Annotated in this window: 15 protein-coding genes and 1 rRNA gene; 11 read left to right on the plus strand and 5 right to left on the minus strand. The window is 67.0% G+C overall.

Translation table 11 applies throughout. The features are described 5' to 3' along the window. A 5S ribosomal RNA gene (gene rrf / locus QNO03_RS00005) occupies positions 1-101 on the plus strand; the annotation flags it as partial. A 582-nt stretch (positions 102-683) separates the two neighbouring features. Here the strand turns inward: rrf and QNO03_RS00010 are convergent. Next, on the minus strand, positions 684-1,649 hold the full coding sequence (locus tag QNO03_RS00010; RefSeq protein ID WP_289601213.1) for a hypothetical protein: 966 nt from the start codon (positions 1,647-1,649) through the stop codon (positions 684-686). A 213-nt stretch (positions 1,650-1,862) separates the two neighbouring features. Here QNO03_RS00010 and QNO03_RS00015 point away from each other — a divergent pair, with 213 nt between their 5' ends. From QNO03_RS00015 to QNO03_RS00060, 10 genes are all read left to right on the plus strand, one after another. Further along, positions 1,863-2,699 (plus strand): tetratricopeptide repeat protein, encoded by an 837-nt coding sequence (locus tag QNO03_RS00015; RefSeq protein WP_229947450.1) that lies wholly within the window; start codon positions 1,863-1,865, stop codon positions 2,697-2,699. Then, the gene (locus QNO03_RS00020; RefSeq protein ID WP_229947451.1) at positions 2,689-3,690 is read left to right on the plus strand and encodes an HAD-IIA family hydrolase; all 1,002 of its coding nucleotides are present in this window, start codon (positions 2,689-2,691) and stop codon (positions 3,688-3,690) included. The genes QNO03_RS00015 and QNO03_RS00020 overlap by 11 nt, the downstream gene beginning before the upstream one ends. A gap of 63 nt (positions 3,691-3,753) precedes the next feature. Further along, complete coding sequence (locus QNO03_RS00025) at positions 3,754-3,990, plus strand: hypothetical protein (protein ID WP_289601216.1); 237 nt, start codon at positions 3,754-3,756, stop codon at positions 3,988-3,990. Between the two features lie 2 nt (positions 3,991-3,992). Then, a complete protein-coding gene (locus QNO03_RS00030) occupies positions 3,993-4,853 on the plus strand; it encodes a TlyA family RNA methyltransferase (protein ID WP_289601217.1) in 861 nt (286 codons plus the stop codon). Between the two features lie 52 nt (positions 4,854-4,905). Further along, a complete protein-coding gene (locus tag QNO03_RS00035; RefSeq protein WP_289601218.1) occupies positions 4,906-5,964 on the plus strand; it encodes an NAD kinase in 1,059 nt (352 codons plus the stop codon). Then, complete coding sequence (gene recN / locus QNO03_RS00040) at positions 5,961-7,682, plus strand: DNA repair protein RecN (RefSeq protein ID WP_289601219.1); 1,722 nt, start codon at positions 5,961-5,963, stop codon at positions 7,680-7,682. Before QNO03_RS00035 ends, recN begins: the two co-directional genes overlap by 4 nt. Before the next feature lie 46 nt (positions 7,683-7,728). Next, positions 7,729-9,423: a CTP synthase gene (pyrG, locus tag QNO03_RS00045; protein WP_289601221.1), complete on the plus strand. Its 1,695-nt coding sequence runs from the start codon at positions 7,729-7,731 to the stop codon at positions 9,421-9,423. 4 nt (positions 9,424-9,427) lie between these two features. Continuing rightward, positions 9,428-10,096, plus strand: coding sequence for an NUDIX domain-containing protein (locus tag QNO03_RS00050; protein ID WP_289601222.1), 669 nt, complete (start codon positions 9,428-9,430; stop codon positions 10,094-10,096). Between the two features lie 308 nt (positions 10,097-10,404). Next, positions 10,405-11,367 (plus strand): site-specific tyrosine recombinase XerD, encoded by a 963-nt coding sequence (gene xerD, locus QNO03_RS00055; protein ID WP_289602029.1) that lies wholly within the window; start codon positions 10,405-10,407, stop codon positions 11,365-11,367. Continuing rightward, positions 11,367-11,864 (plus strand): 8-oxo-dGTP diphosphatase, encoded by a 498-nt coding sequence (locus tag QNO03_RS00060; protein ID WP_289601223.1) that lies wholly within the window; start codon positions 11,367-11,369, stop codon positions 11,862-11,864. The genes xerD and QNO03_RS00060 overlap by 1 nt, the downstream gene beginning before the upstream one ends. Positions 11,865-11,929: 65 nt before the next feature. Here the strand turns inward: QNO03_RS00060 and QNO03_RS00065 are convergent, their stop codons facing one another. From QNO03_RS00065 to QNO03_RS00080, 4 genes are read right to left on the minus strand one after another with little or no spacing between them, the layout of a single operon-like run. Next, a complete protein-coding gene (locus QNO03_RS00065; RefSeq protein ID WP_289601225.1) occupies positions 11,930-13,063 on the minus strand; it encodes a bifunctional 2-methylcitrate synthase/citrate synthase in 1,134 nt (377 codons plus the stop codon). Between the two features lie 42 nt (positions 13,064-13,105). Next, a complete protein-coding gene (gene prpB, locus QNO03_RS00070) occupies positions 13,106-14,011 on the minus strand; it encodes a methylisocitrate lyase (protein ID WP_229947466.1) in 906 nt (301 codons plus the stop codon). Then, positions 14,012-15,529: an MmgE/PrpD family protein gene (locus QNO03_RS00075; protein WP_289601226.1), complete on the minus strand. Its 1,518-nt coding sequence runs from the start codon at positions 15,527-15,529 to the stop codon at positions 14,012-14,014. It abuts the gene before it with no gap. Continuing rightward, the gene (locus tag QNO03_RS00080; protein WP_289601228.1) at positions 15,526-16,206 is read right to left on the minus strand and encodes a GntR family transcriptional regulator; all 681 of its coding nucleotides are present in this window, start codon (positions 16,204-16,206) and stop codon (positions 15,526-15,528) included. Before QNO03_RS00080 ends, QNO03_RS00075 begins: the two co-directional genes overlap by 4 nt. Between the last annotated feature and the right edge of the window lie 81 nt (positions 16,207-16,287).

Here is a 16,287-nt window from a genome sequence, read left to right on the forward strand (position 1 = left end):
TGGGGGAAACGCCCGGTCCCATTCCGAACCCGGAAGCTAAGACCCACAGCGCCGATGGTACTGCATCCGGGAGGATGTGGGAGAGTAGGTCACCGCCGGACAATATTTGAATAACAGGATGAGCCCGTACCAGTGCTGGTACGGGCTCTTCCTCTTTAACCCGCCAGGCCTAACCCGGGCGGGCCCTGACCTTCGGGGTACTGCCGGCGGGTTCCTTTGGCCGCCGTCGGGGTTCGAACGTCCTGAGTTGGGGCCGCTCAGGTGCCCGTGGTGTCGAGACTCACCTGCATCGGACCGCTTTGATCCCCTGTTGAATCGGCACCTGGACTGCCACTGCACTAGAATTACCCTGAGGCGCGACCGCCTCCCACGACTTTTACATCTTCATTACAGGTACATAGTGACGAGCGACTGCAGTAATTCCGTTGGTCGGCTCACGACGAGAGGAACTCAGCAGCATGTCAGAGCAAAATAACAGGGATCACCGCGGCGGCGAAGGAAGCAATTCTTCCAGCGGCAGCTCGTCAGACCGGCGCGACGACCGCGGACGCCCCGCGACGAACGACCGCAACGCTCCCAAGCGGTTCGAAGACCGCAAGCCCTCCTTTGGCGGCCGGCCCGCACGCGACGGCGAACGGAAGTCTTTCGGCGACCGGGGGGCCTCCTCGGAGCGCAAGCCGTTTTCAAAGGACCGCAAGCCCGCTTTCGGCGATCGTCCCGCCCGTGGCAGCGACGACCGCCGCCCCGCCCGTGATGGTGAGCGCAAGCCGTTCACCGAGCGCAGCGGTGAGCGGAAGCCTTTCGGCGACCGTGGCGATCGTAAGCCGTCGTTCGGTGGCGATGACCGTCGTCCCGCCCGTGATGGGGACAGTCGTCCGTCGTTCGGGGATCGTGCGGAGCGAAATGACCGCGCCAGCCGCGGCGCCGATGACCGTCGTCCGCCGCGTGATGGTGAGCGTAACTCCTTCGGTGACCGTGGGGATCGTAAGCCGTTCTCGCGTGATGATCGTCCGCAGCGTGACAGCCGTCCGCCGCGTGATGGTGAGGGTAAGTCCTTCGGTGACCGTGGGGATCGTAAGCCGTTCTCGCGTGATGATCGTCCGCAGCGTGACAGCCGTCCGCCGCGTGATGGTGAGCGTAAGCCGTTCGGTGACCGTGGGGATCGTAAGCCGTTCTCGCGTGATGATCGTCCGCAGCGTGACAGCCGTCCGCCGCGTGATGGTGAGCGTAAGCCGTTCGGTGACCGTGGGGACCGTAAACCGTTCTCGCGTGATGATCGTCCGCAGCGTGACAGCCGTCCGCCGCGTGATGGTGAGCGTAAGCCGTTCGGTGACCGTGGGGACCGTAAACCGTCCTTCGGTGGCGACGACCGTCGTCCGGCCCGTGATGGTGAGCGTAAGCCCTTTGGCGACCGTGGGGATCGTAAGCCGTTCTCGCGTGATGATCGTCCGCAGCGTGACAGCCGTCCGCCGCGCGATGGAGAGCGTAAGCCTTTCTCGGAGCGCAGCGGTGAGCGTAAGCCTTTCTCGGAGCGCAGCGGTGAGCGTAAGCCCTTCGGCGACCGCGGCGACCGCAAGCCGTCCTTCGGCGGCGATGACCGCCGTCCACAGCGTGACAGCCGTCCGCCCCGCGGCGACCGGCCCGAACACGGTTCGGACCGCCCGTCGTTCCGCCGTGACGATGCCCCGGCCGCACCGCGGCCCCGCAACGCCAAGGACCTGCGCAGCGCCAACCGCCCCGACCGTGAGCGTTCACCGGAAATCGATGAGGACGTCACCGGGCAGGAACTGGACAAGGTCACCCGCGCCCAGCTGCGCAACCTGGAGGAAGTCAACAGCGAGTGGGTTGCCAAGCACCTGGTGATGGCAGGCCGCCTGATTGACGACGAACCGGAGCTGGCATTCCAGCACGCCCTTGCCGCGAGCCGCCGTGGCGGACGCATGGCAGTGGTCCGCGAGGCTGTCGGCCTGACCGCCTACGCAGCCGAGCACTTCGGTGAGGCGCTGCGTGAGTTCCGCACCTACCGCCGGATCAGCGGTTCCAATGCCTACCTGCCGATGATGGCCGACTGCGAACGCGGTCTGGGCCATCCGGAAAAGGCACTGGACATGGCCCGGTCCGATGACGCCAAGGACCTGGATACCGCCGGACAGGTGGATCTGGCCATCGTCGTCTCGGGTGCCCGGATGGACATGGGTCAGTTTGATGCCGCTGTTGCAGCACTGGAAATCCCGCAGCTGGACCGCAACCGGGCCTTCTCCTACAGCCCGCGCCTCTTCCGTGCCTACGCCGACGCGCTGGAAGTTGCCGGCCGCAGCGAGGAAGCGCAGAAGTGGCAGAAGCAGGCCCTGCGCGCTGACGAAGCCCTGGGCTTCGGCGACTTTGCGGAGCCGGAAATCTTCGACCTCGTGCCTGAGGAAGAGGAACGTCCCAAGCGTCGTCCCGAGGCCCGTGAGGACCGCTCCGGCGCGTATTTCGCACCCGCCGAAGAGGCTCCGAAGGACAACCTCGATCCAAATGAAGAGGTGGACGCGCTTCCCACGGATGAGCAGGAAGGCCTCCTCACCGAAGACAGCGACGTAAATGACGACGGCGAGGCCGTGGAAGTCGTAGTGTCCGATTTCAATTACGACGACGACGACGAGGAAACTGCCCGCGAAGACGCCGATGAGACGGGGCCGCAGCGTCTTGACGACTAACCCTTCACTGGTCTCCGGCTACGACGCGGTCTTTTCCGACCTGGACGGCGTGGTCTACGCCGGACCGCACGCGATACCGGGGGCCGTGGAGGCGCTGGACCGGCTGGCCGATGTATCGGTCCAGCTGGCCTACGTCACCAACAACGCCTCACGCTCTTCGGAGACGGTTGCGGCACATCTGCGCGAACTCGGAGCACCCGCCACGGCGGAAAATGTCTTCGGGTCCGCGCAGGCGGGGGCGGAACTGCTGGCTTCCAAGGTTCCCGCGGGGGCCAAGGTGCTGGTGACCGGCAGCGCAACCCTGGCTGCCGCCGTCGAGGCCCAGGGACTGGTGCGGGTCTACTCGGCGGATGACGCGCCCGACGCCGTCATCCAGGGCTTCGACCCATCCCTGGGATGGGCCGATCTGGCCGAAGCCGCATTCGCCGTCGGACGCGGAGCCGTGTGGGTGGCCACCAACACAGACCTGTCCATCCCGCAGGCCCGCGGCATCGCGCCCGGCAACGGCACGCTGGTGGCTGCAGTCGGCGCAGCCACGGGCCGGGTTCCCTTCGTCGCAGGCAAGCCGGAGGCGCCACTGTTTACGACGGCGGCACGGCACCTCGACGTCCACCGTCCGCTTGTGGTGGGGGACCGGCTGGACACCGACATCCTGGGCGGAACCAACGCCGGCTTTGACACCGCACTGGTGCTCACCGGCGTCGACACTCCGTTGACTGCACTGGCGGCGCGGAAACCGGAGCGGCCGGTCTACCTCATCGAGAACCTGGCGGCGCTTTTCGAACCGTATCCGGTGCCCGTTCCCGAGGCTGGAAAATACCGCTGCGGCCAGGCACTGGCCTGGGTGGAGGACACCGTCGTCGTGATAGCCGGGGATTCCTCGGACCTGGACAGCTGGCGGGCCGGCTGTGCCGCATGGTGGGCAGCCCGGCCGGACGCCGCAGCGGCGCTTACCCCGGAGATCCGCTGGACTGTCACCGGCCGCAGCTAGGCTTCTTAGAGAAGATCCACCCGTCACCAATGCATCCCGCATGCAACCGCAGGAGGAAGACACATGCCTGAATCCCAGCCGGCACAGCCATGGCCGCAGGCTCCGGCCACCACGGATGATGCCGCCGTTGACTCCCTCCTCGATGTCCTGCCTCCGCTGGCGGCACAGCCCGTGGCCGGCCATGCGGCCGTTTACGCAGGACTGCATGACGCGCTGCTCACCGAGCTGAATACTGAGCCGAACACTGGGCATGCCGTCCCCGCGCCGGTACCCGGAATCTTCCCCCGGACAGCAGACTAGGCATGCCCCGACTCGACCAGGAACTCGTCACCCGCGGACTCGCACGCTCGCGCACCCAGGCAGCAAAGCTGATCGCCGCAGGACGGGTCCTGCGCGCCGGAAAGCCCGCCGCCAAGCCCTCGGCTCCGGTGGAAGCCAGCGAACGGCTGGAAGTGCTCGACGACGGCCTGCCCGACTACGTCAGCCGCGCCGGCCACAAACTCGCCGGTGCCCTCGCGGCGTTCCCCGCCGTTGACCCTAACGGACTGCGCTGCCTGGACGCCGGGGCCTCTACCGGAGGGTTCACCGACGTTCTACTCCGCGCTGGTGCCACGCATGTCGCCGCCGTCGACGTCGGGCACGGACAACTCGTGGAAGCGCTTCGGCGGGATCCGAGGGTCAGCGTTTACGAAGGGATGAACGTTCGGTACCTGGACCCGGAGGATATTGGCGGCACCGTCGACCTCACGGTCGCGGATCTCTCGTTCATCTCCCTGACCAAGGTGGTGGGACCGCTGGCTGCTGCGACCCGCCCGGGCGGCAGCCTCCTGCTTATGGTGAAACCCCAGTTCGAGGTGGGCCGTGAGAAGCTGGACCGGACCGGAGTGGTCACCGATCCAGCCCGGCACCGGTCTGCCGTGGCTTCGGTGGCGGCGGCCGCCATGGCTGCCGGCCTGGAGATCGGCGGCATTGCCCCGAGCCCGCTTCCCGGCCAGAACGGCAACGTGGAGTTCTTTATGTGGATGCAGGTCCCCGTCCCCGGACGTGGAAGGCCTGGGGAAACGGGGCACAGTGAGGGAACTCCGGCCGAAGACGCCGCCGCCAGGCTGGTGGATGAAGCGTTCACCGGGTTTGCGGACCGGTTGCCGGCCGTAGAAGACTGACGATGGGTATGCCGCAGGCACCACCCGGAGGATGAAGAGGATGAAGACGCAGATGAGCAGACGGATACTGGTCCTGGCCCACACCGGACGACGGGCCGCCATGACCGCTGCCCAGGAAGCCTGCACCCAGCTTCATTCCTCGGGACTGGTTCCGGTCATGCGGCGGCGGGACCTCGAAGACATCCAGGCCGAATACGGAGTGCTGGCCGCACCCACCGAGATCCTCGATGAAGACGTGGCGCTGGATGAAGTGGACCTGGGCATGGTCCTTGGCGGTGACGGCACCATCCTGCGGGCAGCCGAACTGGTGCGCGGAACGAATGTCCCGCTGCTTGGGGTCAACCTCGGCCACGTGGGCTTCCTGGCCGAGAGCGAACGCGCCGACCTGGCACAGACCGTGCACTGGGTGGTTGAACGCGCCTACACCGTCGAAGAACGCATGACCATCGACGTCAAGGTCTGGCACGGCGGCGAACTCCTGGCCCGCACCTGGGCCCTCAACGAGGCCGCCGTCGAAAAGGCCGACCGCCAGCGGATGCTGGAAGTGGTCATCGAGGTGGATGCCCGCCCCATCAGCTCGTTCGGATGCGACGGCGTTGTGCTGGCAACACCCACCGGCTCCACCGCCTACGCCTTCTCCGCCGGCGGCCCCGTGGTCTGGCCGGAGGTTGAAGCCCTGCTGCTGGCACCCATCAGCGCCCACGCCCTGTTCGCCAAGCCGCTGGTGGTATCACCCACCTCGGTGCTGGCCGTGGAGATCCTGACCCGTACGGACGCCGCCGGAGTGCTGTGGTGCGACGGCCGGCGCAGCATCGATCTGCCCCCGGGCTCCCGGGTGGAAGTGACCCGTTCCAAGACTCCGGTCCGTCTGGCCCGCACCCACCTGACGCCGTTCTCTGAACGTCTGGTGCGCAAGTTCCAGCTTCCCACCCATGGGTGGCGCGGTCCTGCCCCGGCTACCACCGCCGGGACCCAGCTCAGCCCCGTACCGGGGCCGGGGGACCGGAACACGGATTCCGCCGGCAACGGTGCAGTAACCGGCAGCCCGGAAGCTGCCGGCACATCAACCGGTGACACAGCGGTTTCGGACAGCGGAGGCTTCGTCGCATGATTGAGGAAATCCGGATCAGGGACCTCGGCGTCATCACCGACGCCACACTGGACCTGGGCCCCGGCTTCACGGTGGTTACCGGTGAAACAGGTGCGGGCAAAACGATGGTGATCACCGCCCTGGGACTGCTCCTGGGTGCCCGGTCCGACGCCGGCGCCGTGCGCATCGGCGCGAAGTCCGCCGTCGCCGAGGCACTCGTGCACGTGGACCCGAAAAGCGCTGCGGCGGTCCGTGCAGGCGAAGCGGGAGCCGAGCTTGAAGAGTACGACGGCGCGGCCGAACTGACGCTGGTCCGTACCGTCAACGCCGATGGCCGCAGCCGTGCCCACGTGGGTGGACGGTCCGCCCCGGTGGGCGTCCTGGCGGAAGTGGGCGAGCACCTCGTGGTGGTCCACGGCCAGACCGACCAGCTGCGCCTCAAGAGTGCCGCGGCCCAGCGGGAGGCGCTGGACAAGTACGCAGGTGCCCCGCTGGCCGCCGAACTCGGTGCCTACCGCGAGGACTACGCCCGCTGGCGCGCCGCCGCCAAGGAGCTGTCGGAACTCCGGGACCAGGCACGGGACCGGCTCCGGGAAGCCGAGTACCTGACCGCCGCGCTGGAGGAAATCGAGGCGGTGGATCCGCAGCCGGGGGAGGACGACTCCCTCAAGGCGGAGGCCATGCGCCTGAGCAACCTCGAGGAGCTGCGCACCGCAGCGGTGAGTGCCCATGCGGCCCTGATCGCCGACGACTTTGCCGACGGCGGAGACGCCACCTCGCTGGTGGACGCAGCCAAACGCCAGCTGGAGTCCGCAGGGGAGCATGACCCGGCCCTGGCCGCGTCCGGACAGCGGCTGGCCGAGGTGGGGTACATCCTCGCCGACATAGCCACCGAGCTGGCCAGCTACGGAGCCTCCCTGGACTCCGAAGGACCTGAACGGCTCGCGGAAGTGGAATCCCGCCGCGCCGATCTGGCGGGACTGGTCCGCAAGTATGCCCCTTCGATCGACGGGGTCCTTGAGTGGAGCGGCGAAAGCGCCAAGCGGCTGGCCGAACTCAGCTCCGACGACTCCCGGATCGACGCCCTCGAAGCGGAAATAGGCGTCCTAGCCGAACGCCTGGCCACCCGGGGAGCGGCCCTGACCAAACTCCGTACCGATGCCGCAGCAGAACTCGCGCAGCGGGTCAGCGACGAACTGACGGCGCTGGCCATGAAAGACGCCAATCTGGTCATCGAGGTGGAACCGACCGGTGAGCCGGGACCGCACGGTGCCGACAGCATTTCCTTCCTGCTCGCACCGCATCCCGGCGCTCCGGCCCGGCCCCTGGGCAAGGGTGCCTCAGGCGGCGAACTTTCCCGCGTTATGCTGGCGATCGAAGTGGTCCTGGCAGCAGTGGATCCGGTGCCCACGTTCATCTTCGACGAGGTGGATGCAGGCGTCGGCGGCAAGGCCGCCGTCGAAATCGGCCGCCGGCTCGCCATGCTGGCAAAGCAGGTGCAGGTGATCGTGGTAACCCACCTGCCCCAGGTGGCGGCGTTTGCCGACCATCACATCCGCGTGATCAAGACTTCCACGTCCACCGACGACGGTACCGGCGTCACGGCCAGCGATGTCCGGGTGCTGGGCCAGGAGGAGCGCATCAAGGAACTCGCCCGGATGCTCGCAGGGCAGGAGGACTCGGCTTCGGCCCGTGCCCACGCCGAGGAATTATTGGATTCGGCGGGGCATCTCCAATGATGTTCCGAAAGAACCCAGACGCAGGACAAACCCGAAACGACAAAAGGTGATAGGCTCGAACTCCGTGGTGCAGCGATCAAATTCCAGGTTTCCCAAGTCGTCTTCTACGACCAAACACATCTTCGTCACCGGTGGCGTGGCGTCCTCACTCGGTAAGGGACTGACAGCGTCAAGTCTCGGCCATTTGTTGAGGTCGCGCGGCATAGCGGTGACCATGCAAAAGCTCGATCCCTATTTGAATGTGGATCCGGGCACAATGAACCCCTTCCAGCACGGTGAAGTCTTCGTGACCGACGACGGCGCCGAGACCGACCTCGACATCGGGCACTATGAGCGGTTCCTTGACGAGAGCCTCGACGGCTCCGCTAATGTGACCACCGGCCAGGTGTACTCGACGGTTATCGCCAAGGAACGCCGCGGCGAATACCTCGGTGACACGGTCCAGGTCATTCCGCACATCACCGACGAGATCAAGCGCCGGATGCGCCTGCCCTCCGAGGCGAAGAAGACCCCCGACGTCATCATTACGGAAATCGGCGGCACGGTGGGCGACATCGAGTCCCAGCCGTTCCTCGAAGCGGCCCGCCAGGTGCGCCAGGACATCGGCCGCAGCAACGTCTTCTTCCTGCATGTGTCCCTCGTGCCGTATATCGGTCCGTCCCAGGAACTGAAGACCAAGCCGACGCAGCACTCCGTGGCTGCCCTGCGGTCCATCGGTATCCAGCCGGACGCCATCGTCATCCGCTCCGACCGTCCGGTGCCCGACGCCATGCGCAACAAGATCGGCCGCATGTGCGACGTCGATGTTGATGCCGTAATCGGCTGCCCGGATGCCCCGAGCATCTACGACATCCCGAAGACCCTTCACTCCCAGGGCCTGGACGCGTACATCGTCCAGCACCTGGACCTGAAGTTCAAGGACGTCAACTGGACCAAGTGGGACCGCCTGCTTGAATCCGTGCACAACCCCAAGCACCACGTGGACATTGCCCTCGTGGGCAAGTACGTGGACCTGCCGGACGCTTACCTCTCCGTCACGGAGGCGCTGCGTGCCGGTGGCTTCGCCAACCAGACCAAGGTCAATATCCGCTGGGTTCCCTCGGATGACTGCGACACCCCCGAGGGTGCGGCCAAGGCCCTGGCCGGCGCGGATGCCATCTGCGTGCCCGGCGGTTTCGGTATCCGTGGCCTCGAAGGCAAGCTGGGCGCGCTGACCTACGCCCGGGAGAACAAGCTTCCGACGCTGGGCCTGTGCCTTGGCCTGCAGTGCATGGTCATTGAGTACGCCCGGAACGTGGTGGGCCTCGAAGGTGCTTCCTCCTCCGAGTTCGAACCGGATACCCGGTTCCCGGTCATCGCCACCATGGCGGAGCAGAAGGACATTGTTGCCGGCGGCGGCGACATGGGCGGCACCATGCGCCTGGGCCTGTGGGACGCGAAGCTGGAACCGGAATCCGTGGTTGCCAAGACCTACGGCAAGACGGAGGTGGCCGAGCGCCACCGCCACCGCTACGAGGTCAACAACCAGTACCGTGACCAGATTGCCGACGCCGGCCTGGTGTTCTCCGGAACCACCACCGACGGCGGCCTGGTGGAGTTCGTCGAGCTTCCCGCCGACGTGCACCCGTACTACGTCTCCACGCAGGCACATCCGGAGCTCAGCTCCCGCCCGACGCGTCCGCACCCGCTCTTCGCCGGACTCGTCAAGGCTGCCCTGGCCCACCAGAGCGGCAAGGCCTAGCCCCGTGGCACGGACCGAGGGGTTCGCCGACGAACAAAGCCCGCGCCCGCTGCTGGAATCGGAAACGGTTTACAGCGGTCCGGTGTGGGACGTGGTCAAGGAGAAATTCCTCCTGACCGACGACGGCGAACCCCTGGTCCGTGACTACATCGCCCACCCCGGCGCGGTGGCCATCCTGGCCATGAACGACGCCGGACGGGTGCTTTTGATCAACCAGTACCGGCATCCGGTCCGGATGACCCTGTGGGAAGTCCCCGCCGGGCTGCTCGACGTGGACGGTGAAGACTTCCAGGTCGGCGCCGCCCGCGAACTCGCGGAGGAAGCAGACCTGCAGGCTGCCCAGTGGCACGTCCTCACGGACCTGTTCCTCTCGCCCGGCTCCTCCCGGGAAGCCCTGCGCATTTACCTGGCCCGCGGCATTTCCGAGGTCCCCGAGGCGGACCGGCACACCCGGACCCACGAGGAAGCCGAAATCACCACGGCATGGGTGGACCTGGACGAGGCCGTACAGGCAGCCCTGCAGGGACGTATGCACAGCCCGTCCGCCGTAGCCGCCGTCCTGGCCGCCGCCGTCGCCCGCGGCAACGGGTTCCGCGATCTGCGGCCCGCCGATGCCCCCTGGCCGGAACACCACTCCCAGCACTCCACCTGGGCCAACGGCCCGGTGAGCTAGAACCAATGCCCAGCGCTGACGCTGATGGCGGCTCGACGAACAATGACACCATTGCCATTAAGCTGCCCGGCCTGAACCCCACCCTCAAGCTGGATCTGGACTCGGAAGAAGCCCGCCGGCTGCGCGACGCCGACCTGGCCGAGCTGGACCGCACCGGCTCCGTCACGCAGCCCGCTACGCCGGAGCCCGCAGTCCAGGAGGCGGCGGCGCCGGATTCCCCGGCTGGCGCGGTGCCGGATCCCGCACCCAAACGCAGGCCGAAGGCCGCGGCTGGAAGCGCAGCACCGGCCCGCTCCCGCGCCGCAACCATGAAATCGGCGGCGGATGAGCTCCGTTCCACACCTGCAGGCCGGGCCATCGGCAGCTACCTGCAGCACATGGCCGTGGAACGCGGTCTGGCCGTGAATACCCTCGACGCCTACCGCCGGGACCTGCTGCGCTATGCCCGTTTCCTGGACGCCAGGGGAGTGGAGGACATTTCCCGCATCTCCCGGCACGATGTCACGGCGTTTGCCCAGTCGATTTCCGAAGGGTCCGACGGCGCCTCGGCGCTGAGCGTCCGGTCCGCCGCCCGCACCATCGTGGCGGTGCGCGGACTGCACCGCTTCTGGGCGCTCGAAGGCATGACCGCGGCCGATCCGGCGTCGGACGTACACCCACCCATGCCCGGCAAGCGCCTGCCGAAGGCCATCAGCGTCAACGAGGTCACCCGGATCCTGGAAGCGGTCTCCCTGGACACCCCCTCCGGGCTGCGCGACCGTGCCCTGCTCGAATTCCTGTATTCCACGGGAGCGCGCATCAGCGAGGCCGTGGGCCTGGACGTGGATGACCTGTCCCTGGAACGCATCCCCGCCAAGGGACCGGATGTCGTCCGCCTGTTCGGCAAGGGGTCCAAGGAGCGGCTGGTCCCGCTGGGGTCCTATGCTGCCCGCGCCCTGGACGAATACCTGGTGCGCGGTCGCCCGGCGGCCTCGGCCAAGGGCAAGGGCACCCCCGCCCTGTTCCTGAATGCCCGGGGCGGACGCCTGTCACGGCAAAGCGCCTGGACCATCCTGAAGAACGCCGCCGAGAAGGCCGATATCGGCCGGGACGTTTCACCGCACACGCTGCGGCATTCGTTCGCCACGCACCTGCTCGAAGGCGGCGCCGACGTGCGCGTGGTCCAGGAACTGCTGGGCCATGCCTCGGTGACCACCACCCAGGTCTACACGCTGGTGACGGCCGAGACCCTGCGCGAGGTCTACGCCGCGGCCCACCCGCGGGCACTGTAGTGGCCGTACCCGCAGCACCGTACCGGGCTGCCCCGGTTGTCCTCTGTTTCCTGTTCCGGGAGACGGCGGATGGGCGGCAGGTGCTTATGGGAATGAAGAAAACCGGCTTCGGCCTTGGCCGTGTGGTGACGCTCGGCGGACACATTGAAGCCGGAGAAACCCCCGAGCAGGCCGCGGTGCGCGAGGTGGAGGAGGAGTCCGGCGTCGTCGTCGCGGAGCGGGACCTGGAACGCGCCGGCACCATTGAGTGGATCTTCCCGGCCCAGCCCGGCCTGGACATGTCCACCGTCCTCTTCAAAACGTCCCGTTGGAGCGGCGAACCAGTGGAGACAGACGAGATCCTTCCGGCCTGGTATCCAATAACCGCCATCCCGTACCCGCAGATGTGGGCGGACTCGGCCCACTGGATGCCCCGCCTCCTGGCCGGCGACTGTTTCAACGCCGTGATCACCATCGCGGACGACAACGTCAACGTCGCCAGCGTCGTCTTTTCCTAGCTGCACCGAACGCAAAGAGGCCGCCTTCGCGAAAACTCCGAAGACGGCCCCTGGGAATGCTGCGGTTACGGCAGGTGCCGCTCCTCGGCTCCGTTGTATTCGCTCAGCGGCCGGATCAGGGAGTTGGCTTCGAGCTGCTCCATGATGTGCGCCGTCCACCCGGTGATCCGTGCGGCCACGAACAGCGGCGTGAAGGTGAGCGTGTCAAAACCCATCAGGTGGTACACGGGACCGGCCGGGTAATCCAGGTTCGGCAGGATGTTCTTGCGCTCACCCATGGCCGATTCCAGGGCAGTGTAGAGCTCACCCATGTCCGGACGGTCGTAGTGCTTGACCATGTTGTCCAGGGACGCCTTCATGGTCGGCACCCGGGAATCGCCGTTCTTGTAGACGCGGTGGCCGAAGCCCATGATCTTCTTCTTCTCCGCCAGCGCCTCGTCCAGCCAGGCCGCTGCGTGGGCTGCGACGTCGCCGCCCGCCGCGCTCTCGGTGATCTCGGCGAATGTATGCATGACCGCTTCGTTGGCGCCGCCGTGCAGCGGGCCCTTGAGCGCACCGATGGCACCGGTCACGGCCGAGTGCAGGTCGGAGAGCGTGGAGGTGATCACCCGGGCGGTGAAGGTGGACGCGTTGAAGGAGTGCTCCGCGTACAGGATCATCGACACGTTGAACGCCTCGACTACCTCGGGAGCGGCTTCCTCGCCGAAGGTCATCCAAAGGAAGTTCGCCGAGTAGTCCAGGTCATCGCGCGGATCCACGACGTCCTCGCCGCGGCGGCGGCGCTGGTCATAGGCGACGACGGCGGGCATGGCAGCGAAGAGGCTGACCGCCTTGTCCATGTTGGCCTGGACCGAGGAATCCCCGGCCTGCCCATGGGACGCACCCAGGACCGATGCCGCGGTACGGCACACATCCATCGGGTGGCAGGTCACAGGCAGCGCGTCAATGACGGCCTTCAGCTCGGGGGTGAGGGCACGCTGGCTGCGTTCCCCCTCCGTGAATTCGGCGAGCTGCTCCTCGGTGGGCAGCTCCCCGTTCCACAGCAGGTAGGCCACCTCTTCGAAGCTGCAGCGGGCGGCCAGTTCCTGGACCGGGTAGCCGCGGTAGAGCAGGGAATTGGTTTCCGGGTTGACCTTGGAAACGCGGGTGGTGTCTACGAGTACCCCCGCCAGGCCCTTGTGGATCTGGGTGTCTGTCATTGTTGCTGACTCCTTCGTCGTGCAGGAAATGCGGAGCGGGTCCTAGCGGGTGCCCGGGACCTGGAAGTTGAAAACTGACGTGTCGAACTGGTTGTACGCCTCATAATCCACCAGTTCATACAAACGCGCACGTGTGAGCATGTTCGGCACATCGGCCTGCTGGGTGCCGTGCGCCTTGATGGTCTCCAGGGTGCGCTCTGCGGCGCCCATGGCGCTGCGCAGCAGGGTCACCGGGTAGATCACCATGTTCACGCCTGCCGAGGCCAGCTCGTCGTAGGTGAACAGGTCGCTCTTGCCGAACTCGGTCATGTTCGCCAGGATCGGCACGTCGACGGCGGCACGGATGGCCGCGAACTCCTCGAGGGACTTCATGGCCTCCGGGAAGATGGCGTCCGCTCCGGCGTCGACCAGGGCGCGTGCCCGGTCCTGTGCCGCTTCCAGGCCGTCCACGGCGCGGATGTCTGTGCGGGCCATGATCAGGAAGTTCGGATCCCGGCGGGCATCGGCTGCGGCGCGGATCCGCTTGACCGCGGTGTCGGTGTCCACCACGTTCTTGCCGTCCAGGTGTCCGCAGCGCTTGGGGTTGAACTGGTCCTCGATGTGGCAGCCGGCAAGCCCGGCGTTTTCGAGTTCCTGGATGGTGCGGGCCACGTTCATCGGCTCGCCGAACCCGGTGTCGGCGTCCACGATGGCCGGCAGGTTGGTCATCCGGGCAATCTGGCCGGCGCGGGTGGCCACCTCGGTGAGCGTGGTCAGGCCGATATCCGGCAGGCCGAGGTCATTGGCCAGGACGGCACCGGAAATGTAGACGCCGTCGAACCCTTTCTCCTCGATCAGGCGGGCCGAGAGCGGGTTGAAGGCACCCGGGAACTGCTGCAGGGTGCCGGAGGCCAGTCCTTCGCGGAAGGCAACCCGCTTGGCCTCGGGGGTTACGGAGGAGTACAGCATCTAGAAGAGTCCCTTCGGTGCGGCGGCGGGGTTGATGACGCCCTCTGCGGCGTTGATGTTCAGCTGGTCCAGCTGTCCCGCGGCCAGTTCGGGCAGCCGCTGGACGGTGGCGAGGAAGCGTTCGATTTCCTCGGCGGATACCAGGCCCTCGGCCAGGGTGCGGAACTTGGTGATGTACTGCTCCCGGGTGAACGGCTTGGCGCCGAGCGGGTGGGCGTCGGCGACGGCGATTTCGTCGGTGATGACGGTCCCGTCGGTCAGCACGATGGTCACCTTGCCGCCGAAGGCCTTCTCGCTGATGTCCAGCGAGTGGTAGCGGCGGGTCCACTCCGGATCCTCCACGGTGGTGACCTTGTGCCACAGCTCCACGGTGTCCGGCCGGCCGGCGCGTTCGGGGGAGTAGGAGTCCACATGGTGCCAGGCGCCGTCCTGCAGTGCGACGGTGAAGATATACGGGATCGAGTGGTCCAGGGTCTCGCGCGAGGCGGTGGGATCGTACTTCTGCGGATCGTTGGCGCCGGAGCCGATCACGTAATGGGTGTGGTGCGAGGTGGCGATGAGGACGCTTTCCACGTTCGCCGGATCCCCAGCTTCGGGGTGCTCGCCGTGGATCTTCCGGGCCAGGTCGATCCAGGCCTGGGCCTGGTACTCGGCGGAGTGTTCCTTGGTGTAGGTGTCCAGGATGGCGCGCTTGGCTTCGCCGGCTTCGGGCAGCGGCACTTCGTAGGCGGCCTCGGGGCCGTCGAGCATCCAGGCAATCACCCCGTCTTCACCTTCGTAGATGGGGGTGGGGGAGGTCTGGCCGCGCATGGCCCGGTCCACGGCCTCGACGGCCATCTTGCCGGCGAAGGCCGGGGCGTGCGCCTTCCAGGTGGAGATCTCGCCCTTGCGGGACTGGCGGGTGGCCGTGGTGGTGTGCAGGGCCTGGCCTACGGCCTGGAAGATGGTGTCGACGTCGAGCCCCAGCAGCGTGCCGATGCCGGCGGCGGCGGACGGGCCGAGGTGGGCCACGTGGTCGATCTTGTGCTTGTGCAGGCAGATGGCCTTGGCCAGGTTCACCTGGATCTCGTAGCCGGTGGCGATGCCGCGGATCAGGTCCCGGCCGGAGGCGCCGGTGTGCTGCGCGACGGCGAGGACGGGCGGAATGTTGTCGCCGGGGTGGGAGTACTCCGCGGCGAGGAAGGTGTCGTGGTAGTCGAGTTCGCGCACGGCCACGCCGTTTGCCCAGGCGGCCCATTCGGGGGAGGTCTTGGCGAGGACGCCGAAGACAGAGGCACCCTTGCCGTGGGCGGAGGGGGAGAAGGACAGCGCCTGGGCGCGGGCGGCAACGATCGGAGCCCGGTTCAGGGAGGCGATGGCCACGGAGGCGTTGTCGATGATGCGGTTGATGACCATGTCCGTGACGTCTTCGGTGACCTCTACGGGATCGGCGGCTACCTTGGCGATCTTGTACGCCAGCTGGTCTTCGCGGGCCAGTTTTTCGTCGCTGCGGTAGACGCGGACTTTGTTCAGGTTCAAGGGGTGGTCCTTTTCTCGGGGATGGTGCTGTCAGGGGAAGCGATCCGGGCGGATCGGAGGTGTTCAAGACTTTTGTGCAGGTGGACCGAGACGGAGGCGCTCGCCAGGTCCGGGTCCCCGCTGGCAACGGCTGCGGCAATGGTGGCGTGTTCGCCGGCGGTTTCCAGCAGCCGTTCGGGATTGTCCTTGGCCAGGCGGCGCACCCGGGCCAGGTGCAGGCGTACGTTGCCCAGGGCCTGGGTCAGATACGAGTTGGCGGCTGCGGCATCGATGGCGGAGTCCAGCTCGGCCACCAGCTCGTAGTACCGGCTGCGGTTCTGCCGGTCGTCGGTGCTGATCAGGCTGCCGGCGGAACGGAACCGGGATACCAGCCCGTGGAAAACCGATGCCTGCCCGCGCACCGCCGCCAGGGCTGCACTTTTGCATTCCAGGGCCTGGCGCAGTTCAAAGAGCTCGGCGACAGTGTCGAGGGAGATGCCAGTAACGACGACGCCGCGTCCGCTGTGCGGGGCGGCCAGCCCGTCAGCGCTCAGGCGGCTGAGAGCTTCACGCAGGGGAGTGCGGGAAACACCCAGGCGTTCGGACTGCTCCACTTCACCCAGTACGGTGCCGGGGGGCAGCTTCCAGTCCACGATGTCCTGCCGCAGGGCGGCGTACGCGCGGTCACTTGCCCGCATGGTGCGCCTCCTTGATATCTGCGTCACGTTCTCCACAGTGTATACACGAGCGGGCCACAAAGCGTATCCGTGGTCACATTG

The sequence above is a fragment of the Arthrobacter sp. zg-Y877 genome (assembly GCF_030373105.1).
In the GTDB taxonomy this organism is placed as follows: Bacteria; Actinomycetota; Actinomycetes; order Actinomycetales; family Micrococcaceae; genus Arthrobacter_B.